Raw genomic sequence first — 23,075 nt, 5'->3', positions numbered from 1 at the left:
AATAACTTATGTCTGAAAAAGAGAAAATGCTTGCTGGAGAAATGTATAACCCTTCAGACCCTGATTTAGCTAAAGAACGCCACAATGTTCGCTTACTGTTTCATAAATTTAATAGTTTAAGTGAACTTGATTTAGAGGAGCGTCAAAAAGTTTTATATCAAATCATTCCAAATTCCGGAGAAAACTTATTTGTAGAGCCGCCGTTTCATTGTGATTACGGCAGCAATATCAAAGCGGGAAACAATCTGTTTATGAATTTTAACTGCTGTATATTAGATGTTGCAGAAGTTACTATTGGAGACAATTGTATGTTTGGTCCGCATGTTCAAATTTATACAGCAACGCATCCCTTAGAATTTAAGGCTCGAAATAGTGGTAAAGAACTTGGCAAAGCGATTTCAATTGGACACAATGTTTGGATTGGTGGTAATGCCACGATTTGCCCTGGAGTTTCTCTAGGAAACAACGTTGTGGTTGGCTCAGGGGCTGTGGTTACCAAAAGTTTTCCAGACAATGTGGTTATTGCAGGAAATCCTGCTAAAATTATCAAAACCATAGATAACGACTAAATTTATAATTCTTATTTTTGCAGCGCTAAAAAACAAAAACAATGAACGCATATATATTTCCTGGTCAAGGGGCTCAATTCTCTGGAATGGGCTTAGACCTTTATGAAAACTCACAACTCGCACAAGAATTATTCGAAAAAGCGAATAAAATTTTAGGTTTTAACATTACTGATATTATGTTTCAAGGTTCTGCTGAAGACCTTAAAGAAACTAAAGTAACACAACCCGCTATCTTTTTACACTCTGTAATTCTAGCAAAAACTTTAGGCGATAGTTTTAAACCAGATATGGTTGCAGGACACTCTTTAGGGGAGTTTTCAGCATTAGTTGCTAGTGGCGCTTTAACTTTTGAAGACGGATTAAAACTGGTTTCACAACGTGCTTTAGCTATGCAAAAAGCTTGTGAGTTACAACCAAGTACTATGGCTGCTGTTTTGGGCCTAGAAGACCAAGTTGTTGAAGATGTATGTAAACAAATTGATGGTGTTGTTGTAGCTGCCAACTACAACTGCCCAGGTCAATTAGTCATCTCTGGAGAAATTGAAGCCATCAATAAAGCCTGCGAAGCTTTAAAAGATGCGGGAGCTAGACGCGCTTTAGTGTTACCGGTAGGTGGAGCTTTCCACTCACCAATGATGGAGCCTGCTCGTGAAGAGCTAGCAGCTGCTATTGAAAACACAACATTTAGCAAACCTAACTGCCCAATATATCAAAATGTAACGGCTTCTGCAGTTACTGATGAAACTGAAATTAAAGCGAATTTAATTTCACAACTTACAGCGCCAGTACGCTGGACACAGTCAGTAGAGCAAATGATTGCCGATGGTGCTACTTTATTTACTGAAGTTGGTCCAGGTAAAGTATTGCAAGGTTTGGTTAAGAAAATAAACAGAGCTTCAGAAACGATTTCTGCAACTCTTGAATCCAACAATTAATGAAACTTAGCAAACGTTCCATTTATATTTTCACGGTTATTATTCTAACCATTGCTGCCGATCAGATTTCAAAAGTTATCGTTAGAGCTAACGTGGCAGGAAGAACCGCAAACAATCCTGGCGAGCGCATCCCTATTATTGGTGATTATTTCACCCTAATGAATGTTGAAAATACAGGCGCTTTTTTAGGTATGGGCAGTGATTTGAATCCCACACTACGCCTTATCTTTTTGTTAATCGTTCCTATTTTAGTTTTAGGCTTTGTACTAAGACATATTTTAAAAGACAAAAGCTTAGACAACTGGAGTTTATTTGCCTTTGCAAGTATTATTGGAGGTGGCGTAGCCAATGTTTACGATAGAATCGTTTATGGTTCGGTAACCGATTTTTTATTCATAGATTTAGGCGGTTTTTTCAGAACTGGTATTTTTAACCTCGCCGACATGTCTGTAAGCGCCGGTATGATTATTTTACTTTTTGTAAGTTTAAAACAAAAGAAAACAAGCTAAGCTTTAATAATCTTCTTTTGCTAAAAAAAAGGCTACAAGACGTGATTTACGTGTTGTAGCCTTTTTTGACTAACCAAACTAAACTTATGAAAAATCTTTACTTCTAATTATCTATTCAAAGATACACGGCTTTAGCTCTATTTTATACGACATCTCATGTCCGTTTTGCCATCATGAGGAGACAACAAATTAAAAACATCACAAAAAAGGCTACATAATGTCATTTCAAACATTTTGTAGCCTTCTCAATCTAACCAAACTAAACTTATGAAAAATCTTTACTTTTAATTAACTATTCAAAGATACTAACCTTCCCCCTCGCTCTATACGACATGCGGTGTCTTCATTTTTAATCGTCAATAAATCAAATAAAAAAGGCTGCTAATTTCAGCAACCTTTTCTCTGTACTTTTAATCTTTTTAAGAATTATTTATCCACGTACTTTTTGCTCCCATTTCCAGGCGGAACGCATCGCGTCATCTAAAGTTAGAGTCGTTTTCCAACCCAATTCATCATTAGCTTTATTAGTATCGGCATAGGCTGAAATAATATCACCTTCACGTCTGCCAACAATTTTATAATTTAACTTTTCATCTGAAACTTTCTCAAAAGATTTCACCACTTCTAATACAGAACTTCCTGTTCCTGTCCCTAAGTTAAACGTTTCAAAATTGGATTTGTTTTTACCTTGCAATAGACGCCCTAGAGCCACGACATGGGCCTTCGCTAAATCAACCACATGAATATAATCTCTTATGCAAGTACCATCTGGTGTTGGATAATCATCTCCAAAAACAGATAATTCTTCGCGTAACCCTATAGCGGTCTGCGTAATAAAAGGTACTAAATTTTGAGGCACACCAATTGGCAGTTCACCAATTTCAGCAGTCTCATGAGCACCTACAGGGTTAAAATAACGTAAAGCAATAGCTTTTAAGTTCGGTACGACCCTACAGGTATCTTTAATAATTTCTTCACCAATTTGCTTGGTATTACCATAAGGTGACTCAGCTTGCTTAACCGGTGCATTTTCTGTGATTGGTAGTTCATCAGCCTGACCATAAACCGTACATGAAGAACTAAAAATAAAGGCCGCCGAAGGCAACTTTTTTAATTCTTTAAGAATGTAAACTAAAGTTCCAATATTGTTTTCATAATACAACAAAGGCTCTTGTACACTTTCACCAACAGCTTTACTCGCTGCAAAATGAATGACCCCTTTTATGTCATTATGTTTAGCAAAGAAAGCTTCAACGCCCCCTTTGTCTTTTAAATCTAATTTTTCAAAAAGCGGTGTTTTTCCGGTAATGGTAGTAATACCGTCTAACACCTTTTCTGATGAGTTTGATAAATCATCAATAATTACGACTTCGTAGCCTTCGTTTTGTAATTCTACAACGGTGTGGGATCCAATAAATCCCAGTCCGCCTGTGACTAAAATTTTATCCATCAATAAAGTTAGTTATAGTTGTTGTTATATAGTTAATTTGTTCGTTATCTAATTCCGTATGCATAGGTAAAGATATCACTTCTTTTACCAATTGATTGGTTACTTCAAAATTGGATTCCACATAACGTTCATCCAAATATGCTTTTTGCTTGTGAAGTGGAATCGGGTAATAAACACCACAAGGAATTTCTTTTTCATTTAAATGCTTCACTAAAGCATCACGATCAACACCCTTAACTTTTAAGGTGTATTGATGAAACACATGATTATCAACATCTCCATAACGGAAAGGTATTTCAATACAATCAATGTCTTTAAATGCTGCATCATATTTGTTGGCTGCCTCAATTCGGCGTGCATTATAAGCATCGAGAAGTGGTAGCTTCGCATCTAATACAGCCGCTTGAATACTATCTAATCTTGAATTCACACCAACAACATCATGATGATAACGTTCATACATACCATGATTGACAACACCTCTAATCGTGTGTGCCAATTCATCATCATTGGTAAAAATAGCACCACCATCGCCATAACATCCTAAGTTTTTTGAAGGAAAAAATGAGGTTGCCCCAACATTTCCAATGGTTCCAGCTTTTACTTTTCTACCATCTTTAAAAGTGTAGTTCGCACCAATAGCTTGAGCATTATCTTCAATGACAAATAAATCATGTGCTTGGGCTATTTCCATGATCGCTTCCATGTTAGCACATTGTCCAAACAAATGCACAGGAACAATAGCTTTGGTTTTTGGCGTAATAGCATTTTTAATGGCTTCAATATTGATGTTGAAATCATTTGGATTAACATCAACTAAAACAGGAGTTAGTTGCAATAAAGCAATCACCTCCACAGTGGCAGCAAAGGTAAAATCAGCAGTGATTACCTCATCACCAGGTTTTAAACCCAAACCCATCATAGCAATCTGTAAAGCATCTGTACCATTCGCACATGGGATAACATGCTTGACATCTAAATAATTCTCTAATTTTTTTTGGAAATCGTGAACTTTTGGTCCGTTAATAAACGCTGTATTTTCTATGACCTCTTGTATGGCAGGATTAACCGTATCTTTAATCTCATTATACTGACCTTTAAGGTCAACCATTTGAATTTTCTTCATCTAAAAAAAAGATTAATGCCTACTATAAAACACTATAGCAAAGACAAATTTTAAATAAGCCCTAATCGGCTTCACAACCAACAAATTTACAAAAATGATTGCTGTTTAAGCATCAAAGTCTTAGGAATAATAAGGTGATTTTTATAACAGAACCTCATCTCCTAACAACAATTAAAAATATAACTTCTGAATTATTTTAAAAGAAACGTATTTTAGCATAAAGAAATGATAGTGGGCTTAATTTACAACATAGGAATACAACTTACTGATGCCGCTCTACATGGTGGCGCTTTAATGAATGATAAACTCAGAAAAGGGGTTGAAGGCCGAAAAAACACCTTTAATATCCTAGAAAAGCAAATCAAACCATCAGACAAAACCCTTTGGTTTCACTGCGCTTCATTAGGTGAATACGAACAGGGACTTCCAGTTTTCAAAGCGCTTAGAACCCATTACAAAACACATAAAATTGTTTTGAGCTTCTTTTCCCCTTCTGGTTATGAGATCAGAAAAAACACCGCCATTGCCGATGTGGTGGTATACCTCCCATTAGACACCAAAAATAACGCTAAGCGATTTTTAGACATTGTCAATCCAGAACTCACCATTTTTGTGAAGTATGATATTTGGCCTGTATTTTTAAAGGAACTCAAAAAAAGGAAGCAACGTGCCATTTTAATATCAGCTGCTTTTAGAGAAAATCAATCATTTTTTAAATGGTATGGCAAACCACTTCGTGAAGCATTATTTGCTTTTGAACATATTTTCACCCAAAACGAAAGTTCTAAAGCATTATTAAACAGTATAAACTACGACAAGGTCACCGTTTCTGGGGACACCCGTTACGATCGTGTGACCAGTCAGCTAGACATAGACAACACCTTAGATTTTATTGCAGAATTTAAAGATCAAAAGTTATGTATTATTGCCGGAAGCACTTGGTCGGAAGGAGAATCTATGTTAATTAATTTCATTAATGAGCAAGCTGATAAAGATTTAAAATTCATCATTGCTCCACATCAAATGAAGGCTGAAAAAATAGAGCAACTTCAAAGGCAGCTTCAAGTGCCTACAGTTTTATTTTCAGAAATGGAAAATCACAAATTATCTGAAGCCAAAGTATTTATTGTAAACACCATAGGTCTCCTGACAAAGATTTACAGTTATGCTGATATTGCTTATGTAGGAGGTGCTCTAGGATCAACGGGACTACACAATACCTTGGAACCAGCTGTTTTTGGCATACCTATAATTATAGGCAATCACTTTGACAAATTTCCAGAAGCGAAAGCCCTTATCGACCATGGTGGGATGTTCTCAATTTCCAATCAAAAAGCTTTTAATGAGATCCTTGGCAAACTCATTTCAAATAAGGATATTCGGCTTGAAGCCGGTCATAAAAACGAGGCTTTCATTAAAAAGAATACAGGTGCCGTAGTCCAAGTTTTAAATTATCTACGTATATTATAGCGTTTAATACGTTGATAACGTAATGTCAAGTATGATTAATTACATTAAAACTAATAAATAACATCAAAACCAGTAAAAATGAAAAAAGTAATTTTAAACACCGTTTTAGTTATCATTTTAAGTTTAAGTTTCACATCATGTAGAGATTCTAAGAAAGCTGATTCTGCTAATGACGCCATACACGAGTCTGCAGACAAAACTGAGGAAGCGATTGAGGATGCAGCTGATGCCACGAAGGAAGCTGTTGAAAATGCCGTAGATGCTACAGGAGATGCTATAAAAAATGCAGCTGATGCCACAGAAGACGCTATAGAAGAAACTTCTGATAAAGTAAAAAAAGATTTAGAATAAAAAATCTAAGTATTTAGCTTACAACAGCCATAATACACTTGTTTTAAACAAACAATATATCCACTTTAGACAAACATAAAGACGTGTAAGGACAAGCCCCAGCTATGGGATTTTATTGCTTTTACTCGCAAAAAAACACATACAAGTGCGTAGTATATCCTAAAAAGTTGTTAAATTCGTCATAACTAATAATCAATTCATTAATACAAAATCCAAAATCATGAAAAAATCATTTTTAAGTTCTTTAGCGCTTGCAGCTTTACTTGTTTCTTTTACATCTTGTAAAGATAATGCAAAAGCTGACGAAGCATCGTCATCAGAAGACACGACTGAAGAAGTTGTTGTTGTAGAGGAAGAAGTTGTCGTAGAAGAAGCTACTGAAGACACTGAGACTGAGGCTGAAGCTACACCAGCAACTGGATCAACTAAAGTTTCAGGAGGTTCAACTGACAATGTAGAGTTAACAGAAGACGGTTCTAACGGCGATGTTAAAGATACTGAAACTGTTGAAGTAGTGTACTCTTATACCGTAATGGGAAAAGTACTTACTGGATCTAAGACTTTTTCAGGTCACCAAGATGAAGTTGAGGCTAGTGTTAAAAAACTAGAAGATTCACTTACTAAAATTGATCCAAACTTAAAGATCTCTACAAAATAAGCCTTAAATCAATTAATTTTAAGTATAGAAAAGCCCCTATAAATTAGGGGCTTTTCTATACCTATATGTAGGACTAAACTTCCGACTTTTGCTACTCAATAACTATTAACTTTCTGGAGCTAATTCAACCTCAAGACCTTCCATTTCTGGTGTCATTTGAATTTGACAACCTAAGCGGCTGTTATCTTTAACATCAAAAGCTTCTGAAAGCATCGCTTCTTCATCATCTCCCATTTCAGGCAAGTCTGTATCGCTAAGAACGTAACACTGACAAGAGGCACACATCGCCATACCACCACAAACACCAATAGTTCCTTCAGGTGCTAATTCATAAGACCTTACCACCTCCATAAGATTCATTGCCATATCTGTTGGGGCAACAATCTCGTGTGTTACGCCATCTCTATCTGTTATTTTGATATTAATATCTTCCATCACTTAATTTTTATTCGCTTTAACTTAAGCTCCTTAATTTTTTAATGACACAAATTTAAACGAAGTACCTTGATTTTAATAAATTTTAAGACCCTAATTAAAAAAAGTTTCTAAAAAATATTAAATTTTTAAAATTCTATATTTTTTAGAAACCCTTTTGCATTGAAGTCACAATTTAAATATAACTTTTACAGTTATTCTTTAAACTAACCTTCTATATTAATAACCTGCTCAATTTGAGGGGCATATTTCTTAATGGTCATTTCTACACCAGATTTAAGTGTCATTTGATTCACACTACACCCAACACAAGCACCTTCTAAACGCACTTTAACCACACTATCATCTTCAATTGAAAGCAATGATATATCACCGCCATCACTTTGTAAAAAAGGACGAATCTCTTCGAGTGCTTTTTCAACATTAATTTTTAACTCTTCTGATGTCATATTTTATTTTTTAACCGCTGAACAACCAGCCATTGTTGTTATTTTTATAGCCTCTGTAGGCGGTAAATCATCATTTCTTTTAACAACTTCTTGAACCACATTCTGAGTAATTTTCTCAAATGCTTTTTCTAAAGGGGTATCAGTTTGCAAAGCTGCTGGACGACCAATATCACCTGCTTCTCTAATACTTTGTACTAACGGAATTTCACCTAAGAATGGTACTTTTAAATCTAAAGCCAAATTTTTAGCACCTTCCTTTCCAAAGATAAAATACTTATTATCTGGTAATTCTGCCGGTGTAAAGTACGCCATATTTTCAATCAATCCTAATACAGGCACATTGATACTCTCTTGTTGAAACATCGCTACACCTTTTTTAGCATCTGCTAAAGCCACATTCTGCGGGGTACTAACAATAACCGACCCCGTGATAGGAAGCGATTGCATGATACTTAAATGAATATCACCCGTTCCAGGAGGCAAGTCTAATAATAAGAAATCTAATTCTCCCCAATGGGCATCAAAAATCATCTGATTTAAAGCCTTAGCTGCCATAGGCCCTCTCCAAACCACCGCTTGGTTAGGTTGGGTGAAAAAACCGATAGATAAAACTTTAACACCGTAGTTTTCGATAGGCTTCATTTTAGATTTCCCTTCCACATTAACTGCTAAAGGTTTCTCTGCTACCACATCAAACATAATTGGAATAGATGGCCCGTAAATATCGGCATCTAGAACCCCTACTTTAAACCCCATCTTAGCTAAAGACACCGCTAAATTTGCCGTTACCGTAGATTTCCCTACACCACCTTTTCCTGATGCTACAGCAATAATATTATTAATTCCAGGTACTGGCTTCCCTTTGATTACATTTGCTTTTGGTTTTTCAGGCGCATCTACTTTAACGTTTACCGTAATTTTAGCCTTTTCGTAAACCTTCTCATGGATGGTTTTCAAAATATCGACTTCAGTACGTTTTTTTGCTTGTAAACTCGGGTTGTTGATGGTTATTTCAACGATAACTTCATCACCAAAAGTCACTACGTTTTTAACCGCTCCACTTTCCACCATATTTTGTCCTTCACCAGGAACTGTAATACTTTCAAGTGCGGTTAATATATCTTTTTTATTAAGCTTCATCTATTGCGTTTAATTCTAGGTGCAAAGATAATTAATAATGCGTTAAGACGGAAACCGGCTTCTATAAGATTTGCTTATAATTAACATAGCAGTAATGTTATAAAGCAGTGTTTTTTATATTCAAATTACTATAAACGGGTCTCAATTTTTTAAAGAAACCACCAAAAAGAAAGACAAAAAGCTGATAAATCAGGCCCTTTTTAGGCTTATTCAACTTACAACATGTGAATTTCATCGGCTCAAAAAAGTCGTATATCGTAAAACATTGAAGAAACCTTTTTTTTATGTACGCATAACATATTTCTTGCTGAAATTTCGTATCTTAGTAAGGCTCAATCTAGTACAATAGCATGTTTTCAATATTCTCCCTAATCGTATGTTGAAGTTATTGATATTAGCATAGACTTTTTAAGTCTAAGACACCTACATAATAACAGTTTAATATAACTCATTATGTTTAAGATGTTTAAATTTGACAGTAAGGCGACCCGAGAAGATTGTAAATTCATAATTGATATTATAAAGAACTATTCGGAAGACTCATCTATTAAAAAATTAATTTCTCCAATTTCTGATGAATACTATCTATTGGATGAAAAAAATCAAGTTTCAATCTGTATTGCCGATGATGAAATAATACTCGCAAATCACGTTTACCTTTACAAAAAGACTTTCAATTTGTCCTTCACTAGTAATCTGAAGAAAATTATAAAAAAGCAGATGGAAAATGAAATGCAGGCATTAAAAAAGACGCTCTTTAAGAATGAAATTGACCTTTTAGATAAAATTCTGAATGTTTCAGCGCGAAAGAAAAAATCACTTTCAATTACGCCTAATTTAAAATCAAGCTAAAAATTTAATGTAATGCTTCAGAAGGACTCCAAAAGACATCATCAAAATTCTGAATTTGGTTTTCAACAACCTCAACACCTTCATTCTCTAGAAGCTGTTGCATTAAATTGGTGCCTTCAAAATGATGCTTGCCCGTTAGCAACCCTTTTCGGTTCACAACACGGTGTGCAGGTACGTCTTTCCCGTGCGCATTATTCATAGCGTACCCAACCATTCTTGCTCCGCGCTGAGCGCCTAGATACACAGCAATTGCTCCGTAACTTGTTACCCTTCCGTAGGGGATTTTTTTAGCAACTTCATACACACGTTCGAAAAAATTGAGTGTTTCCGGCTTCATTAACTTCTAAAATAAATATTTAGCAGTGTGACTACCGAAATAACTCCAGTGATGCCTCCTATGATCAGGTTCATATTTTTTTGCGAGGTTATGGTTTTTCCTTTTATTTTTTCAAAGAAGAAAATATAGGCGTATAGCACCACAAAAGACCCTATTACAGCGCCCGATACATAAGATATAATGCTTATGGGTTCAAAATCCATAAGGCCATATGATGACAAAGTTACCGTCATATAAGACTGAAAAGGCACAGGAAAAACATTTAAAACAGACATAAACATACCTTGAAAAAAGCGACTATGTTTACTTTTTATTTTGGGATCTACCTGCTTTTTAGGGGTTCCTTTGGCTATAAATAAAAAATATATCGTAATTATTATAAAAATACCTGCTGCTACCTGTCTTAGCACATCAACAACGTCGGGATTTTCACTTAAATAACGTGCTAAAAGTGTAGCGATATAAGTTTGGAAAAGCACCACCAAGCAAGCTCCCATAGCAAACATAATACCACGAACATGTCCCTCATTTAAGCTGATTTTTGCTGCTGTCATATTCAGTAATCCTGGCGGCACAACCGCTAACATAGCAAAGACAAAGCCCAATAAAAAAATAACAGCATCCCCCACAATTACTTAATTTTAAATCGGATATAAGTAATCGGTTTGTTTTGCTCTAAATACTGAGACTCGTAATACGTTTGAATTGAAGTCACTTCTTCAGGACTCCCCTCTTGTTTGTAGACATTGTGGTTAGCATAAAGCACCTCATGCCCGGCACCATGCAATAATCCTAAGGTGTAACCGTGCATAAATTCACTATCTGTTTTTAGATTTACCACACCTTCTGGTTTTAAAACTTTCTTATAGCGCTCTAAAAACACGGCATTAGTCATGCGGTGTTTGGTACGTTTATACTTTATTTGAGGATCAGGGAAAGTAATCCAAATTTCATCAACTTCGCCTTCCGCGAAAGCGTGATCAATAAGCTCAATTTGCGTACGTAAAAATGCTACATTAGGAATATGCTCTTCAATCGCTGTTTTAGCACCACGCCAGAAACGCGCGCCTTTAATGTCTACACCTACAAAGTTTTTATTAGGGTATTTTTGAGCTAAAGCTACCGAATACTCACCTTTACCACAGCCAAGCTCTAGAACTAAGGGGTTAACATTTTTAAAAACCTCTTTTCTCCATTGCCCTCTATACTTGAATTTTGAGTCAACAAGTTCACTTCTAGTAGGCTGAAACACATTTGAAAATGTTTCGTTTTCTCTAAAACGCTTAAGTTTATTTTTACTTCCCAAGGTATACTAACTATTTATAATTATTTAATTTCACCGCTATAATAGCTTGCAAAAGTAAGACATACTTAAGCCATTTTAAAACAATGAATTAACAATTAATTATTATTTGAAATAGATTTGATAAAATTAAGGAAATATAAAAGAGTGGTCATAGTTATATCTTTGATTTTATCAAAACTTTCACAGGAACTTAGCCTGTCTAAAAAATTAATTCAAGCATTGCTGTAAACGATAAAAAGCACTTAACTTACCGCAATATGAAAATGTAACATCAACCTATGAAGAAGCAAATTTTAGTTGCACCACTAAACTGGGGACTAGGTCACGCTACACGATGCATCCCTATCATCCACGCCTTAATAGCTCAAAACTACATGCCTATTATTGCTAGTGATGGCGATGCTTTAGCTCTATTACAAAAGGAGTTCCCAACTTTAACCTCTATAGAACTCCCTTCATACAATGTTACCTATGCAAAAAAAGGGAAAAACTTTAAGTTGAAACTTATTAAAGATTCGCCTAAACTTTTAAAGGCCATAAAAAATGAAAAAAAAGCTATCGCTAAGATCTTGGAAGACCATGATATTGCAGGTATCATCTCAGACAACCGCATGGGCGTTAGAAATAAAAAAATACCTTCAGTTTTTATCACACACCAACTCTATGTGTTAAGCGGAAGCACCTCATGGCTAAGCACTACAATGCATCAAAAATTTATTCAGAAGTTTGATGTTTGCTGGGTACCAGATGTGCCTGGTGAAATTAATTTAAGTGGCAAATTAGGACACGTAAAATCATTTGACATTCCAACAGAATATATTGGTCCGTTAAGCAGATTTACCTCAAACAACGCTGTAATAAAGAATGATTTGTTGGTACTACTTTCAGGTCCAGAACCACAGCGTACATTTTTAGAAGAAAAACTCTTAGCTGAACTTAAAAATTATCAGGGTAAGGTTGTTTTTGTAAAAGGCCAAATGCAAGCAGAACAAACCACGGAATGTTTTGGAAACATTAGTATTTACAATTTTATGACTTCAGCCATGCTCGAAAAAACCATTAGCGAAAGTGCTTTAATTCTATCACGATCAGGCTATACTACGGTGATGGATTTGGCGAAACTCAATAAAAAAGCTTTTTTCATCCCTACGCCCGGGCAATTTGAACAAGAATATTTAGCAAAACGACTTTGGGAACTTAGTATGGTTCCAACCTGTAATCAAGATGATTTTACTATTGAAAAACTAGAGGATGTCATTGCCTTTGAAGGTTTAAAAGCCTTTGATTATGCCCCAGACTACAAAAGCTTATTCAGCCTTTTCTAGAGTAAAAGAAAATTCGCTTCCAATTCCGGACTCACTTTCAACGTAAATTTTTTCGCGGTGGGCTTCAAGTATATGCTTAACAATAGACAAGCCTAATCCAGAACCACCTTCTCGTCGTGAGCCACTTTTATCTACGCGGTAAAAACGCTCAAATAATCGCGGTAGGTGTACTTTTTCAATACCTTCTCCATTATCAGTGATTCGTACAATGACTTTATTCTTAATGAGGTTTTCTATACTGACTTCGGTGGTACCTCTTTCGCTTCCGTACTTAATAGAGTTTACCATTAAATTCGCCAAAACCTGTTGAATACGCTCTTTATCGGCACGTACTAAAACAGGCACTGAATATTTTCGGTCAAAAGCTAAAGTAATATCTTTTTTATTAGCCTTCATTTCTAACATATCAAACACCTGTTTGGTTAATTCGATGATATCAAAAACTTCTGGTTCTAACCTTAAATCACCAACTTCTAATTTGGTGATCATATCTAAATCCTTAATGATAAAACCTAGCCTCTCGATACCCTTACTGGCACGTGCTAAATATTTTTCTCGAAGTTCTTTATTCTCAGAAGCCCCATCTAACAAGGTCAAAATATAACCTTGCACTGTAAACAACGGCGTTTTCAACTCATGGGAAACATTACCAATAAATTCTTTTCGGTATTCTTCTCTTACACGAAGGGATTCAATTTCAATCTTTTTTTCTTTCGCATAGCGATCGATGTCTTCGGTAAGCGTTTTTATATTGGTGGTGATTGGTCCCTTAGTTAATCGTGTCGATTCTAAAAGTGTTAATTCATCGTATATTTTCTTAATACGATTATAAATATAACGCTCTACATTATACTGAATAATCACAAAAGAAAATGAAAACACAACTAAGCTAAACACGAGTAACCAATACCACTGAAGACCACCTAAATAATGCAAAAAAACACTCAAAACGAGTGTTGTAAACAAAGTTATGGAAAGCGATGTTCTTGCCGAAAAACGATATGATTTCTTAAACTGAGAAGGCATTAATCTACAAACTTGTATCCAACCCCTTTAATGGTTTTAAAACTTTCATCACCTAATTTTTCACGAAGCTTTCTAATGTGAACGTCAATAGTTCTACCACCAACTACGACTTCATTACCCCAAACCGCATCAAGAATCTCGTCTCTTTTAAAAACTTTTCCTGGTTTAGAAGCTAATAATGATAGCAATTCAAACTCTTTACGAGGTAAAACGATTTCAACACCTTTAGACGTAATTTTATACTCGTCGCGGTTAATGACTAAGCTTCCTATTTTCATAGTATCAGCAACATCTTCCTCTTTAAAGCGTCTTAAAAGTGCTTTTACCTTACTCATTAAAACTTTCGGCTTGATAGGTTTGGTGATATAATCATCGGCACCAGCATCAAAACCAGCAACCTGAGAATAATCTTCACCTCTAGCAGTTAAAAAGGTAACAATGGTATTTTTTAAATCAGGATTTTTTCTGATGATTTCACAAGCTTCAATACCATCCATTTCTGGCATCATCACATCTAAGATGATTAAGTGTGGCAATTCTTTCTTCGCCTTCTTAACACCTTCTTGTCCGTTTTCAGCAGTAATAACTTGATAACCTTCGCTAGATAAATTATATCCAACAATCTCTAAAATATCTGGTTCATCATCAACCAGTAAAATTTTAATATCCTTTTTTTTCATTATATATACGACATTTGTCGAGGTAAAGATAAAGCTATTAACACAATCTAAGGAAAATTACATTATTAATAACATTAAGATAACAATAGTGTTACAAAAATTTAAATTGCACCCGAATACCCTAGATTTTTAACAAAAATACGGCATCAATTTTGCTGTAAAATACTACCTTTGTACTACCAAACAAAACAGATGAAAAAAAAATACTTTTTCTTTTTATTTATTGCATTTTCCTTGCTTTTAGCCTTCCCTACTGAAGCGCAAAATAAGGGAGCATTTTCGTCTGTAGAAGAAAATATACCTGGATTAAACATTTACCCAAATCCCGTAAATTCTCAAACAACTTATATCAATATCGTCTCAACGATGAACGCCACTAAAAACATTGAAATTTACAATGTGCTGGGCAAGCGTTTATTTGCAACAAAACTTAGTGGTCGAGAATTGAATATTTCCCAGTTAAACAAAGGCATTTACATCCTAAAGATAACCGAAAACGAGTTTAGCGAAACACGTAAACTGGTTATTAAATAAGATACTTCATACTGAAAATCAAAAGCATTTATAAGCGTTGCCTCTAGCAACGCTTTTTTATTTTACATACTTTAGTGCTTTATTAAATAACAATGGACACAAACACTATTTTCGACATAAAAAACAATGCTGAATTTGAAAGCTTAGCGCTGAAAGTTTTTAGATTTCAGTTTGAAAACAACAGGGTTTATCGGTCTTTTTGCGATTTATTATACAAGCACCCTGCAGAAGTTAAATCAATAAACGACATTCCGTTTTTACCTATTCAGTTTTTTAAAACACGAGATGTTTTAAGTTCTAAAGCCGAAATTCAAGCCACTTTTACGAGCTCAGGAACCACAGGAAGCGAAACGAGTAAACACCATGTTACTAACATAGAACTCTACAATACGAGTTTTACGCAAGGTTTTGAGCAATTCTACGGAAACATTGAAGACTACGTGATTCTAGGTTTATTACCCTCATATTTAGAACGACAAGGGTCGTCATTAATTCACATGGTTGATGCCATGATAAAAACCTCTAAACATCCCGAAAGTGGTTTCTATTTAAATAACCTATCGGAATTAAAAGAACAATTGATTAAGTTAGATGCTGAAGGTAAAAAAATCCTTTTAATCGGGGTGTCTTTTGCTTTGTTGGATTTGGTAGAATCGTTTAAGTTTCAACTGAAAAACACCATTATCATGGAAACCGGAGGCATGAAAGGCAAACGCAAAGAACTTATTCGCCATGAACTTCACGCCATTTTAAAACAAGGTTTTGGTGTTGAAACCATTCACAGCGAATACGGCATGACCGAACTTTTAAGTCAGGCCTACTCTAAAGGCCATGGTATTTTTGATTGCCCTCCTTGGATGAAAGTTTTAACCCGCGACACTGAAGACGCCCTAAGTATTCAAGAACCAGGAAAAGCTGGCGGATTAAACATCATCGATTTAGCCAACATAAACTCGTGCTCCTTTATAGCGACCCAAGATTTAGGTCGTATAGGTGCAGATGGCTCTTTTGAGGTTATTGGCCGTTTTGACAACTCTGATATTCGTGGGTGTAATTTGATGGTGTTATAAAAAAATTAATTAAAAAACAGCGCTTCGGTGTAAAGTCACCTAATTCTATACGACTAAAGAACAGATAGAAAAAGAAAAATTATATCTATACCATTTTAACCATATAATGTCGCATATAATTTGTTTCTTTTTCGCCCATATTTCAATATAAAATTAAACCGTAGCTAATGCTATGCTTAAATTTTCTATTTCATATGAGCAAAAAATAATTCAAATTATAAATACGACATTATACAGTTAAATTGGTATTATTGGTTAAAACAAGAAGGCCTGATTTTAAAAAATCAGGCCTTTTTAATAATGATACTTTCTAAAAAACTTTCAATCTAATCCACCACTTGCAAAACGAAGTAATTCTTTTTACCACGTTGTAAAAGCACAAATTTATTGTTGATTAAATCTGCTGTGGTAATTTGATAATCGTCTTTCACTTTTTCTTTATTTACAGAAATTGAGTTTTCTTTTAATGCACGTCTCGCTTCACCGTTAGATTTTAAAAACCCTCCTTTTTCAGCAAGCGCCCCAATAATATCGAGACCGTTTTCAACTTCCGCTTTAGCGATTTGCGTTTGAGGCACCCCATCAAAAACATCCAAAAATGTTTTTTCATTAAGCGCTTTTAAATCTTCACTCGTTGATTTTCCGAATAAAATACTACTGGCTTTAATCGCGTTATCTAAATCTTCCTTAGAGTGCACCATTGTAGTCATCTCTTCTGCTAAACGTTTTTGTAAAGCGCGTAAATGCGGTGCTTCTTTATGCGTTTCAATTAAAGATTCTATATCTTCTCTAGTTAAAAAGGTGAAAATTTTGATATACTTTTCAGCATCAACATCACTGGTATTTAACCAATATTGGTAAAATTTATAAGGGGAAGTTCTTTCGGCGTCAAGCCAAATGTTACCACCCTCAGTTTTTCCGAATTTTGTGCCGTCAGCTTTAGTGATTAAAGGCCATGTTAAAGCGTAACCTTTACCTGCATCGACACGACGAATTAACTCCGTTCCTGTGGTAATGTTACCCCATTGGTCACTACCACCCATTTGAAGCGTACATTTTTGGTCACGGTATAAGTGCAAAAAGTCATAACCCTGAACCAATTGATAGGTGAATTCTGTAAAACTCATCCCTACCGATGACTCGGAAGACAAACGTTTCTTTACAGAATCTTTAGCCATCATATAATTTACGGTAATATGCTTACCCACATCACGAATAAATTCTAAGAATGAAAACTCCTTCATCCAATCGTAGTTATTTACCAAAATTGCAGCGTTTTCCGCATCACTATCAAAATCTAAAAAACGAGATAATTGTTCTTTAATCGCGTTTTGATTGTGTCTTAAGGTTTCTTCATTAAGCAAATTACGTTCGGCCGATTTCCCTGACGGGTCACCAATCATCCCTGTAGCTCCACCTACAAGAGCAACAGGTTTATGGCCAGCTAATTGAAAATGCCTTAACCCCATAACACCTACTAGATGTCCAATATGCAGAGAGTCTGCCGTAGGATCAATACCCACGTAAGCCATACGCATAGCTTCTAATAAATGTTCTTCTGTTCCAGGCATACTGTCTTGGATCATGCCTCTCCATGTTAATTCTTCAACAAAATTCTTTGTCATTTTAGCTCAATTTTAAAAACCTAGGCAAAGATAAAAATACAAGCATAATAAGGGAGCAATTATGAATAATTCTTTATTTTAGTTCCATGATTTTAGTAACAGGAGGAACTGGTTTGGTTGGCGCACATTTACTTTACAAACTTGTCAGCGACAAACAAAACGTGAGAGCCATTTTCAGGAATGAGGAAAAGAAGACGCATACAAAAAATGTTTTTTCTTGTTATTCTGAAAATTCTGAAGCTCTTTTTAATAAGATTGAATGGGTTAACGCTGATATTTTAGATATTCCAGCTTTAACAGATGCATTTAAAGACATCACGCAGGTTTACCATTGCGCTGCTTTAGTTTCCTTTGACCCCAAAAACTATCAGCTCTTACGACAAACGAATATTGAAGGCACGGCTAATTTGGTAAACTTTGCACTGAGCCATTCGGTTGAAAAATTTTGCTACGTTAGCTCCGTTGCTACACTGGGAAGTACTTTAAACCAAGCCCCTATAACTGAAGACACCATTTGGAATCCCGAAGATGACAATAATGTTTATGCCATAACTAAATACGGCGCCGAGATGGAAGTTTGGCGTGGTACTCAAGAAGGGTTAGACGCTGTCATTGTAAATCCAGGAGTGATTTTAGGCCCTGGTATTTGGAACAAAGGCACTGGCCACTTGTTTAAAAAAGCACAAAAAGGTTTTAAATATTATACCGCTGGCACGGTAGCTCTAGTTGATGTAGGAGATGTTGTGGCTATCATGATCTCACTTACCAATAGCCCGATTAAAAATGAGCGTTTTATTTTAGTCTCTGAAAACATCCCCTACAAAATCTTCCTAGAAACTCTTGCCCAATCGGTAAATGCCGAAGCACCCAAAAAACTAGCCTCTAAAAAATTACTAAATATCGCTTGGCGATTAGACTGGCTCAAACGTAAACTTGCAGGAAAAGAGCGCCAACTCACAAAACACTTAGCCAGCTCATTAGACACGATAACAAACTACAACAGCAATAAAATAAAAACCGCCTTAAATTATAAATTTAAAGCCGTTAATCAATCTATTTCAGAAACCGGGAAGCATTATCTTAACAAGTAAGCTTTACTTTTTAAGGTGCTTTGGTAATTCTAAAGTATCTTTTACTTGCACTCTTTTTTTTATTGATTCCTCGGCATCTTTTGTGTGCGACTTCCATTCTTCAGCCTGCTGAGCCTTTAAGGCCTCATGAAGGTTTTCTAAACTATCAATAGCCTTTGTATAAATAGCATCATATACCTCGACATGAAAGGCATAATAAGCATTACTTTCAGCAAATTGCAAACTGTCAATATTATATTTCTTGTAAACATAATTATTTACATCTACCATACTATCACGCATCACTTTTTTATTGGCTGAATTGGCCGAAGTCAATAACTTCGAATCTATTAAAATGGCAACCATTTTATCTTCAGGAATTAAATTTTCAGGCTTTTCAGGACCATTAAATCGCTTGCATGCCAAAACCGACAGCAATATTCCTAAACATAATATTATGCGTTTTAAAATCATCTTGTAAACGTTAATCGTTTTGCAGCTTTTACATCTTTAAATTCAGCATTTTGATACACCAAACTTCCGTTTAAAAAAGTATGAGTAATTCTAGATTTGAAAGTAGTCCCTTCAAAAGGTGACCAACCACACTTATATAAAATATTATCTTTTGTAACGGTCCAAGGATTATTTAAATCTACTAAAACGAGATCGGCAAAATAACCTTCTTTAATATAACCACGTTTTTCAACTTGAAATAAAATCGCTGGATTATGACACATTTTTTCTACGACTTTTTCAATGGAGATTTTACCGCGGTGATACATTTCCAATAAAGCAGGTAAAGCATGTTGAACAAGCGGTCCACCAGAAGGTGCCTTAGTATAAACATTATCTTTCTCTTCTTTAGTATGTGGTGCATGATCAGTGGCAATCACATCAATTCTACCATCTAACAAGGCCTTCCAAAGCTGCTCTCTATCTGATTTTTTCTTAACCGCAGGATTCCATTTAATTAAGGTACCTTTTTTTTCATAATCTTCATCAGAAAACCATAGGTGGTGCACACAAACTTCGGCTGTTATTTTTTTATCCTTTAGAGGAATTTTGTTTGAAAACAAACTAGTTTCCTTTCCTGTAGACAGGTGAAAAATATGTAAGCGTGCTCCAGTTTTTTTAGCCAATTCTATAGCTTTTGAAGAGGACAGATAACAGGCTTCTTCACTTCTAATTTCAGGATGAAACTTCACCGGAATATCATCACCATACTCGTCATGATACTTTTTAAAGTTGGCTTTAATCGTGCCTTCATCTTCACAGTGTACAGAAATTAATAAATCGGTACTACTAAAAATTTTCTCTAAAACCTCTGGGTTATCAACAAGCATATTTCCTGTTGACGACCCCAAGAACAACTTTAACCCAGCCACATTGGTTTTATCAACCTTTAAAACTTCTTCTAAATTATCATTGGTACCACCAAACATAAACGAATAGTTTGCAGAAGAGGTTTCAGCAGCTATAGCAAATTTTTCTTCTAACTTTTCAATCGTCGTAGTTTGAGGATTGGTATTTGGCATTTCTATAAAAGAGGTGATCCCTCCAGCTATCGCTGCCTTTGATTCGGTTGCAATTGTTGCTTTTTCTGTTAAGCCTGGCTCTCTAAAATGCACTTGATCATCAATTACCCCTGGCAAAACATATTTACCTTCGGCATCAACAATATTCACATCGGCAGATTTAGCGCTTATAGACGAGTCAATTTGTTTGATGTACTCACCTTCAATTAATATATCTCCGCTAAAAACTTTACCTTCATTAACAATTTTCGCGTTTTTTATTAGTGTAGTTTTCTCTTTCATTGGTTTCTACTTTTTAAATAGATTTTTTATTTTCATGGAAATTACTCCAAATATAGCTTCAGAAATAATACTTGAACTCAGCTTAGATTCACCGCGTGTTCTATCAGTAAATATAACAGGAACTTCAATAATTTTAAAACCTTTTAAATAGGCTTTAAATTTCATTTCAATTTGAAAGGCGTAACCAATAAATTTAATTTTATTTAAATCTATAGTTTCCAGCACCTCGCGTTTATAACATACGTAACCTGCCGTGGTGTCTTGAATATCCATTCCTGTAATAAAACGCACATATTTGGAGGCTAGATACGACATCAACACACGCCCCATAGGCCAATTAACCACATTGACACCGGTAACATACCTAGAGCCAATTGACAAACTCGCTCCTTCCAAATGACAGGCATTATATAACCTAATAATATCCTTAGGGTCATGTGAAAAATCAGCGTCCATTTCAAAGATATACTGGTAGTTTCTTTCCAAACACCACTTAAATCCATGAATATAGGCCGTACCCAATCCCGATTTCTCTTTCCTCGTTTCTAAAAACAGTTTCCCGTCGAATTCCGTCTTTAACTCCTTAACCTTTGCCCCTGTTAAATCAGGCGAATTATCATCTACAATAAGAATATGCAAATCCTGTGATTGCGAAAACACAGTCCTTATTATGGCTTCTATATTTTCAATTTCATTAAAAGTCGGTATAATAACAACCGTATTCAGCATATTCTTAATTTAGAGCAAGTTTCTTATTTTGACAAATGTACATTATTAAGACTTTATTTTTTTTAAATAATCCCTAATAATAGCTTATAAAACTAAATTTTATAATAATTTTATACCATGCTTCGTAACATTGTTTCAAACGAGATTTTTACAATATTAATTGTTGTTGGTTTAGCCATTGTGGCAACTGCTAAATTATTGGCTCCAAAACGATTTCATGATTTTATGTTGGTTATAGGAAACGACCGCTACCTAAAAATCTATGCACGAGATCAAAAGTTTTTTGATCAATTTGACGCCTTACTTTTTGGCAACCTTACGGTTTCATTAGGTCTATTTAGTCTGATTATTTTCAGAAAAATCACCGAAGCGAATAGCGTCCCTATTAACGACATGCTAAAACTTTTGATTTGCATTGCTGTTTTTATTCTTATCAAGGTGTTATTTGAGCGCTTAATTGGAAGTATTTTTGAAATTGACAAACTCACAGATCACTATCTATTTCAAAAAATCACCTTTAAAAATCTCTTAGGCGTTTTATTACTACCTATAAACGCCATCCTGCTTTTTAGCTTTCAATCCACGTTACCTATTATTTATGGGATCATTATTTTTTTGTTAATTATTAATATTATAGGCTTAATCAGTTCATTCAAAACGCATCAAAGCGTAATTAAATCAAACTTGTTCTATTTTATTTTGTATCTTTGCACTCTCGAAATCGCACCCTATATCATTTTATATAAGGTGTTTGTTTCACAATAATGACAATCGACCGATTCCCTTATGAAAGTAAAAACAATTTTAGTATCTCAACCAGAACCTAAAATAGAGAATTCTCCCTACTTTGATTTACAACAAAAGCAACGTGTAAAAATAGATTTCAGACCTTTTATTCACGTTGAGGGCGTTTCATCTAAAGAAATTAGACAACAGAAAATAGACTTAAAAAATTACACTGCAATCATCTTAACCAGTAGAAATGCGGTAGATCATTTTTTTAGAATTGCAGATGAAATGCGTTTTAAAGTCCCTGATACTTTAAAATATTTTTGTCAATCTGAAGCTGTTGCTTACTACTTACAAAAATACGTGGTTTACAGAAAACGTAAAATTTATGTGGGTAAACGTACATTCGCCGAGCTTTCACCACTTATTAAGAAGTATAAGGATGAAAAATTCTTACTTCCAAATACAGATAAAGTAAAACCTGAAGTGCCTAATACTTTAGATGCTCTAGGTGTAGATTGGAAACAAGCTACTTTTTATAAAACTGTAGTAAGTGATTTATCTGATTTAGCTAATGTATCTTACGATATACTGGTGTTTTTCAGCCCGTCTGGAATCGAGTCTTTATTTAAAAACTTTCCTGAATTCAAGCAAAATGACACACGCATTGCTGTTTTTGGAAATACAACTATTAAAGCTGTTGAAGAGAAAGGGTTACGTGTAGATATTGCCGCACCAACACCTGAAACACCTTCTATGACAATGGCTTTAGAAAAGTACATTGAAAAAGCAAACAAAGGAAAATAATTAAACTCAAGTTTAATTCTCATATAAAAAACGGGCTGATTTTAAAAAATCAGCCCGTTTTATTTTATAACAATTT

General features: G+C 35.0%; 27 protein-coding genes. 13 read left to right on the top strand and 14 right to left on the bottom strand.

Annotation, left to right across the window (positions count from 1 at the left end):
* Positions 1-8 precede the first annotated feature (8 nt).
* Genes F6U93_RS06720 through lspA form a run of 3 tightly spaced genes read left to right on the top strand, consistent with a single transcriptional unit; the run spans position 9 to position 2,013 of the window.
* On the top strand, positions 9-569 hold the full coding sequence (locus tag F6U93_RS06720; RefSeq protein WP_150938109.1) for a sugar O-acetyltransferase: 561 nt from the start codon (positions 9-11) through the stop codon (positions 567-569).
* A 41-nt stretch (positions 570-610) separates the two neighbouring features.
* A complete protein-coding gene (fabD, locus tag F6U93_RS06715; RefSeq protein WP_150938107.1) occupies positions 611-1,504 on the top strand; it encodes an ACP S-malonyltransferase in 894 nt (297 codons plus the stop codon).
* Complete coding sequence (gene lspA / locus F6U93_RS06710) at positions 1,504-2,013, top strand: signal peptidase II (protein WP_150938105.1); 510 nt, start codon at positions 1,504-1,506, stop codon at positions 2,011-2,013. Before fabD ends, lspA begins: the two co-directional genes overlap by 1 nt.
* Before the next feature lie 430 nt (positions 2,014-2,443).
* On the opposite strand, the gene galE is transcribed toward lspA, so the two are convergent.
* Both galE and F6U93_RS06700 read right to left on the bottom strand, forming a co-directional pair.
* Complete coding sequence (galE, locus tag F6U93_RS06705; RefSeq protein WP_150938103.1) at positions 2,444-3,463, bottom strand: UDP-glucose 4-epimerase GalE; 1,020 nt, start codon at positions 3,461-3,463, stop codon at positions 2,444-2,446.
* The gene (locus F6U93_RS06700) at positions 3,456-4,589 is read right to left on the bottom strand and encodes a DegT/DnrJ/EryC1/StrS family aminotransferase (RefSeq protein ID WP_150938101.1); all 1,134 of its coding nucleotides are present in this window, start codon (positions 4,587-4,589) and stop codon (positions 3,456-3,458) included. The genes galE and F6U93_RS06700 overlap by 8 nt, the downstream gene beginning before the upstream one ends.
* Positions 4,590-4,814: 225 nt before the next feature.
* On the opposite strand from F6U93_RS06700, the gene F6U93_RS06695 reads away from it, so the two are divergent.
* The 3 genes from F6U93_RS06695 (at position 4,815) to F6U93_RS06685 (ending at position 7,068) form a co-directional block, all read left to right on the top strand.
* Entirely contained in the window at positions 4,815-6,059 is a 1,245-nt protein-coding gene (locus F6U93_RS06695) for a 3-deoxy-D-manno-octulosonic acid transferase (RefSeq protein ID WP_150938099.1), read from the top strand.
* Positions 6,060-6,137: 78 nt separating this feature from the next.
* Entirely contained in the window at positions 6,138-6,410 is a 273-nt protein-coding gene (locus tag F6U93_RS06690; RefSeq protein ID WP_150938097.1) for a hypothetical protein, read from the top strand.
* Between the two features lie 220 nt (positions 6,411-6,630).
* Positions 6,631-7,068, top strand: a complete 438-nt coding sequence (locus F6U93_RS06685; protein ID WP_150938094.1) for a hypothetical protein — start codon at positions 6,631-6,633, stop codon at positions 7,066-7,068.
* Positions 7,069-7,173: 105 nt separating this feature from the next.
* Here F6U93_RS06685 and F6U93_RS06680 read toward each other — a convergent pair whose 3' ends face one another.
* The 3 genes from F6U93_RS06680 to F6U93_RS06670 form a co-directional block, all read right to left on the bottom strand.
* A complete protein-coding gene (locus F6U93_RS06680; protein ID WP_150938093.1) occupies positions 7,174-7,503 on the bottom strand; it encodes a 2Fe-2S iron-sulfur cluster-binding family protein in 330 nt (109 codons plus the stop codon).
* Positions 7,504-7,709: 206 nt separating this feature from the next.
* Positions 7,710-7,952 carry a NifU family protein gene (locus F6U93_RS06675; RefSeq protein ID WP_150938090.1) on the bottom strand — a complete coding sequence of 81 codons (243 nt, stop codon included), beginning with the start codon at positions 7,950-7,952 and terminating at the stop codon, positions 7,710-7,712.
* 3 nt (positions 7,953-7,955) lie between these two features.
* On the bottom strand, positions 7,956-9,092 hold the full coding sequence (locus F6U93_RS06670; protein WP_150938088.1) for an Mrp/NBP35 family ATP-binding protein: 1,137 nt from the start codon (positions 9,090-9,092) through the stop codon (positions 7,956-7,958).
* Between the two features lie 462 nt (positions 9,093-9,554).
* On the opposite strand from F6U93_RS06670, the gene F6U93_RS06665 reads away from it, so the two are divergent.
* A complete protein-coding gene (locus F6U93_RS06665; RefSeq protein ID WP_191963464.1) occupies positions 9,555-9,944 on the top strand; it encodes a hypothetical protein in 390 nt (129 codons plus the stop codon).
* 4 nt (positions 9,945-9,948) lie between these two features.
* Here the strand turns inward: F6U93_RS06665 and F6U93_RS06660 are convergent, their stop codons facing one another.
* From F6U93_RS06660 to trmB, 3 genes are read right to left on the bottom strand one after another with little or no spacing between them, the layout of a single operon-like run.
* Positions 9,949-10,281, bottom strand: a complete 333-nt coding sequence (locus tag F6U93_RS06660) for an MGMT family protein (RefSeq protein WP_150938084.1) — start codon at positions 10,279-10,281, stop codon at positions 9,949-9,951.
* On the bottom strand, positions 10,281-10,910 hold the full coding sequence (locus tag F6U93_RS06655; RefSeq protein WP_225312596.1) for a LysE family translocator: 630 nt from the start codon (positions 10,908-10,910) through the stop codon (positions 10,281-10,283). Before F6U93_RS06655 ends, F6U93_RS06660 begins: the two co-directional genes overlap by 1 nt.
* Positions 10,911-10,912: 2 nt before the next feature.
* On the bottom strand, positions 10,913-11,587 hold the full coding sequence (trmB, locus tag F6U93_RS06650) for a tRNA (guanosine(46)-N7)-methyltransferase TrmB (protein WP_150938082.1): 675 nt from the start codon (positions 11,585-11,587) through the stop codon (positions 10,913-10,915).
* A 278-nt stretch (positions 11,588-11,865) separates the two neighbouring features.
* Here trmB and F6U93_RS06645 point away from each other — a divergent pair, with 278 nt between their 5' ends.
* Positions 11,866-12,912: a glycosyltransferase gene (locus F6U93_RS06645; protein ID WP_150938081.1), complete on the top strand. Its 1,047-nt coding sequence runs from the start codon at positions 11,866-11,868 to the stop codon at positions 12,910-12,912.
* On the opposite strand, the gene F6U93_RS06640 is transcribed toward F6U93_RS06645, so the two are convergent.
* Together F6U93_RS06640 and F6U93_RS06635 are read right to left on the bottom strand one after the other, a co-directional pair.
* The gene (locus tag F6U93_RS06640; protein ID WP_150938079.1) at positions 12,895-13,938 is read right to left on the bottom strand and encodes a sensor histidine kinase; all 1,044 of its coding nucleotides are present in this window, start codon (positions 13,936-13,938) and stop codon (positions 12,895-12,897) included. The two genes, F6U93_RS06645 and F6U93_RS06640, sit on opposite strands and share 18 nt — an antisense overlap.
* Positions 13,938-14,618, bottom strand: a complete 681-nt coding sequence (locus F6U93_RS06635) for a response regulator transcription factor (RefSeq protein ID WP_150938077.1) — start codon at positions 14,616-14,618, stop codon at positions 13,938-13,940. The genes F6U93_RS06640 and F6U93_RS06635 overlap by 1 nt, the downstream gene beginning before the upstream one ends.
* A gap of 192 nt (positions 14,619-14,810) precedes the next feature.
* On the opposite strand from F6U93_RS06635, the gene F6U93_RS06630 reads away from it, so the two are divergent.
* Together F6U93_RS06630 and F6U93_RS06625 are read left to right on the top strand one after the other, a co-directional pair.
* Positions 14,811-15,152, top strand: a complete 342-nt coding sequence (locus tag F6U93_RS06630; protein WP_150938075.1) for a T9SS type A sorting domain-containing protein — start codon at positions 14,811-14,813, stop codon at positions 15,150-15,152.
* 92 nt (positions 15,153-15,244) lie between these two features.
* A complete protein-coding gene (locus F6U93_RS06625; RefSeq protein WP_150938072.1) occupies positions 15,245-16,222 on the top strand; it encodes a LuxE/PaaK family acyltransferase in 978 nt (325 codons plus the stop codon).
* Between the two features lie 326 nt (positions 16,223-16,548).
* Here the strand turns inward: F6U93_RS06625 and tyrS are convergent, their stop codons facing one another.
* On the bottom strand, positions 16,549-17,847 hold the full coding sequence (gene tyrS, locus F6U93_RS06620) for a tyrosine--tRNA ligase (protein ID WP_150938070.1): 1,299 nt from the start codon (positions 17,845-17,847) through the stop codon (positions 16,549-16,551).
* An 86-nt stretch (positions 17,848-17,933) separates the two neighbouring features.
* Between tyrS and F6U93_RS06615 the strand changes: the two genes are divergently transcribed.
* Complete coding sequence (locus F6U93_RS06615; RefSeq protein WP_150938069.1) at positions 17,934-18,938, top strand: NAD-dependent epimerase/dehydratase family protein; 1,005 nt, start codon at positions 17,934-17,936, stop codon at positions 18,936-18,938.
* A gap of 3 nt (positions 18,939-18,941) precedes the next feature.
* Here F6U93_RS06615 and F6U93_RS06610 read toward each other — a convergent pair whose 3' ends face one another.
* The 3 genes from F6U93_RS06610 to F6U93_RS06600 are packed head-to-tail and all read right to left on the bottom strand — an operon-like array spanning position 18,942 to position 21,463.
* Positions 18,942-19,391, bottom strand: coding sequence for a DUF4296 domain-containing protein (locus F6U93_RS06610; protein WP_150938067.1), 450 nt, complete (start codon positions 19,389-19,391; stop codon positions 18,942-18,944).
* The gene (locus F6U93_RS06605; RefSeq protein WP_150938065.1) at positions 19,388-20,734 is read right to left on the bottom strand and encodes a dihydroorotase; all 1,347 of its coding nucleotides are present in this window, start codon (positions 20,732-20,734) and stop codon (positions 19,388-19,390) included. Before F6U93_RS06605 ends, F6U93_RS06610 begins: the two co-directional genes overlap by 4 nt.
* Before the next feature lie 6 nt (positions 20,735-20,740).
* On the bottom strand, positions 20,741-21,463 hold the full coding sequence (locus F6U93_RS06600) for a polyprenol monophosphomannose synthase (RefSeq protein WP_150938064.1): 723 nt from the start codon (positions 21,461-21,463) through the stop codon (positions 20,741-20,743).
* 117 nt (positions 21,464-21,580) lie between these two features.
* Here F6U93_RS06600 and F6U93_RS06595 point away from each other — a divergent pair, with 117 nt between their 5' ends.
* Complete coding sequence (locus F6U93_RS06595; protein WP_150938062.1) at positions 21,581-22,228, top strand: DUF4271 domain-containing protein; 648 nt, start codon at positions 21,581-21,583, stop codon at positions 22,226-22,228.
* Positions 22,229-22,249: 21 nt separating this feature from the next.
* Entirely contained in the window at positions 22,250-22,999 is a 750-nt protein-coding gene (locus F6U93_RS06590; protein WP_150938060.1) for a uroporphyrinogen-III synthase, read from the top strand.
* Positions 23,000-23,075: the final 76 nt, after the last annotated feature.

This window comes from Pseudotamlana haliotis (assembly GCF_008806375.1).
GTDB classification, from domain to species: domain Bacteria; phylum Bacteroidota; class Bacteroidia; order Flavobacteriales; family Flavobacteriaceae; genus Pseudotamlana; species Pseudotamlana haliotis.
Note: the sequence above shows the minus strand (reverse complement) of the source record. Positions and strands in the feature narration are given on the sequence as shown.

Coding starts and splice junctions, on each gene's coding strand:
- F6U93_RS06720 (WP_150938109.1), top strand. CDS start 9: ATGTCTGAAAAAGAGAAAATGCTTGCTGGAGAAATGTATAACCCTTCA.
- fabD (WP_150938107.1), top strand. CDS start 611: ATGAACGCATATATATTTCCTGGTCAAGGGGCTCAATTCTCTGGAATG.
- lspA (WP_150938105.1), top strand. CDS start 1,504: ATGAAACTTAGCAAACGTTCCATTTATATTTTCACGGTTATTATTCTA.
- galE (WP_150938103.1), bottom strand. CDS start 3,463: ATGGATAAAATTTTAGTCACAGGCGGACTGGGATTTATTGGATCCCAC.
- F6U93_RS06700 (WP_150938101.1), bottom strand. CDS start 4,589: ATGAAGAAAATTCAAATGGTTGACCTTAAAGGTCAGTATAATGAGATT.
- F6U93_RS06695 (WP_150938099.1), top strand. CDS start 4,815: ATGATAGTGGGCTTAATTTACAACATAGGAATACAACTTACTGATGCC.
- F6U93_RS06690 (WP_150938097.1), top strand. CDS start 6,138: ATGAAAAAAGTAATTTTAAACACCGTTTTAGTTATCATTTTAAGTTTA.
- F6U93_RS06685 (WP_150938094.1), top strand. CDS start 6,631: ATGAAAAAATCATTTTTAAGTTCTTTAGCGCTTGCAGCTTTACTTGTT.
- F6U93_RS06680 (WP_150938093.1), bottom strand. CDS start 7,503: ATGGAAGATATTAATATCAAAATAACAGATAGAGATGGCGTAACACAC.
- F6U93_RS06675 (WP_150938090.1), bottom strand. CDS start 7,952: ATGACATCAGAAGAGTTAAAAATTAATGTTGAAAAAGCACTCGAAGAG.
- F6U93_RS06670 (WP_150938088.1), bottom strand. CDS start 9,092: ATGAAGCTTAATAAAAAAGATATATTAACCGCACTTGAAAGTATTACA.
- F6U93_RS06665 (WP_191963464.1), top strand. CDS start 9,555: ATGTTTAAATTTGACAGTAAGGCGACCCGAGAAGATTGTAAATTCATA.
- F6U93_RS06660 (WP_150938084.1), bottom strand. CDS start 10,281: ATGAAGCCGGAAACACTCAATTTTTTCGAACGTGTGTATGAAGTTGCT.
- F6U93_RS06645 (WP_150938081.1), top strand. CDS start 11,866: ATGAAGAAGCAAATTTTAGTTGCACCACTAAACTGGGGACTAGGTCAC.
- F6U93_RS06640 (WP_150938079.1), bottom strand. CDS start 13,938: ATGCCTTCTCAGTTTAAGAAATCATATCGTTTTTCGGCAAGAACATCG.
- F6U93_RS06635 (WP_150938077.1), bottom strand. CDS start 14,618: ATGAAAAAAAAGGATATTAAAATTTTACTGGTTGATGATGAACCAGAT.
- F6U93_RS06630 (WP_150938075.1), top strand. CDS start 14,811: ATGAAAAAAAAATACTTTTTCTTTTTATTTATTGCATTTTCCTTGCTT.
- F6U93_RS06625 (WP_150938072.1), top strand. CDS start 15,245: ATGGACACAAACACTATTTTCGACATAAAAAACAATGCTGAATTTGAA.
- tyrS (WP_150938070.1), bottom strand. CDS start 17,847: ATGACAAAGAATTTTGTTGAAGAATTAACATGGAGAGGCATGATCCAA.
- F6U93_RS06615 (WP_150938069.1), top strand. CDS start 17,934: ATGATTTTAGTAACAGGAGGAACTGGTTTGGTTGGCGCACATTTACTT.
- F6U93_RS06610 (WP_150938067.1), bottom strand. CDS start 19,391: ATGATTTTAAAACGCATAATATTATGTTTAGGAATATTGCTGTCGGTT.
- F6U93_RS06605 (WP_150938065.1), bottom strand. CDS start 20,734: ATGAAAGAGAAAACTACACTAATAAAAAACGCGAAAATTGTTAATGAA.
- F6U93_RS06600 (WP_150938064.1), bottom strand. CDS start 21,463: ATGCTGAATACGGTTGTTATTATACCGACTTTTAATGAAATTGAAAAT.
- F6U93_RS06595 (WP_150938062.1), top strand. CDS start 21,581: ATGCTTCGTAACATTGTTTCAAACGAGATTTTTACAATATTAATTGTT.
- F6U93_RS06590 (WP_150938060.1), top strand. CDS start 22,250: ATGAAAGTAAAAACAATTTTAGTATCTCAACCAGAACCTAAAATAGAG.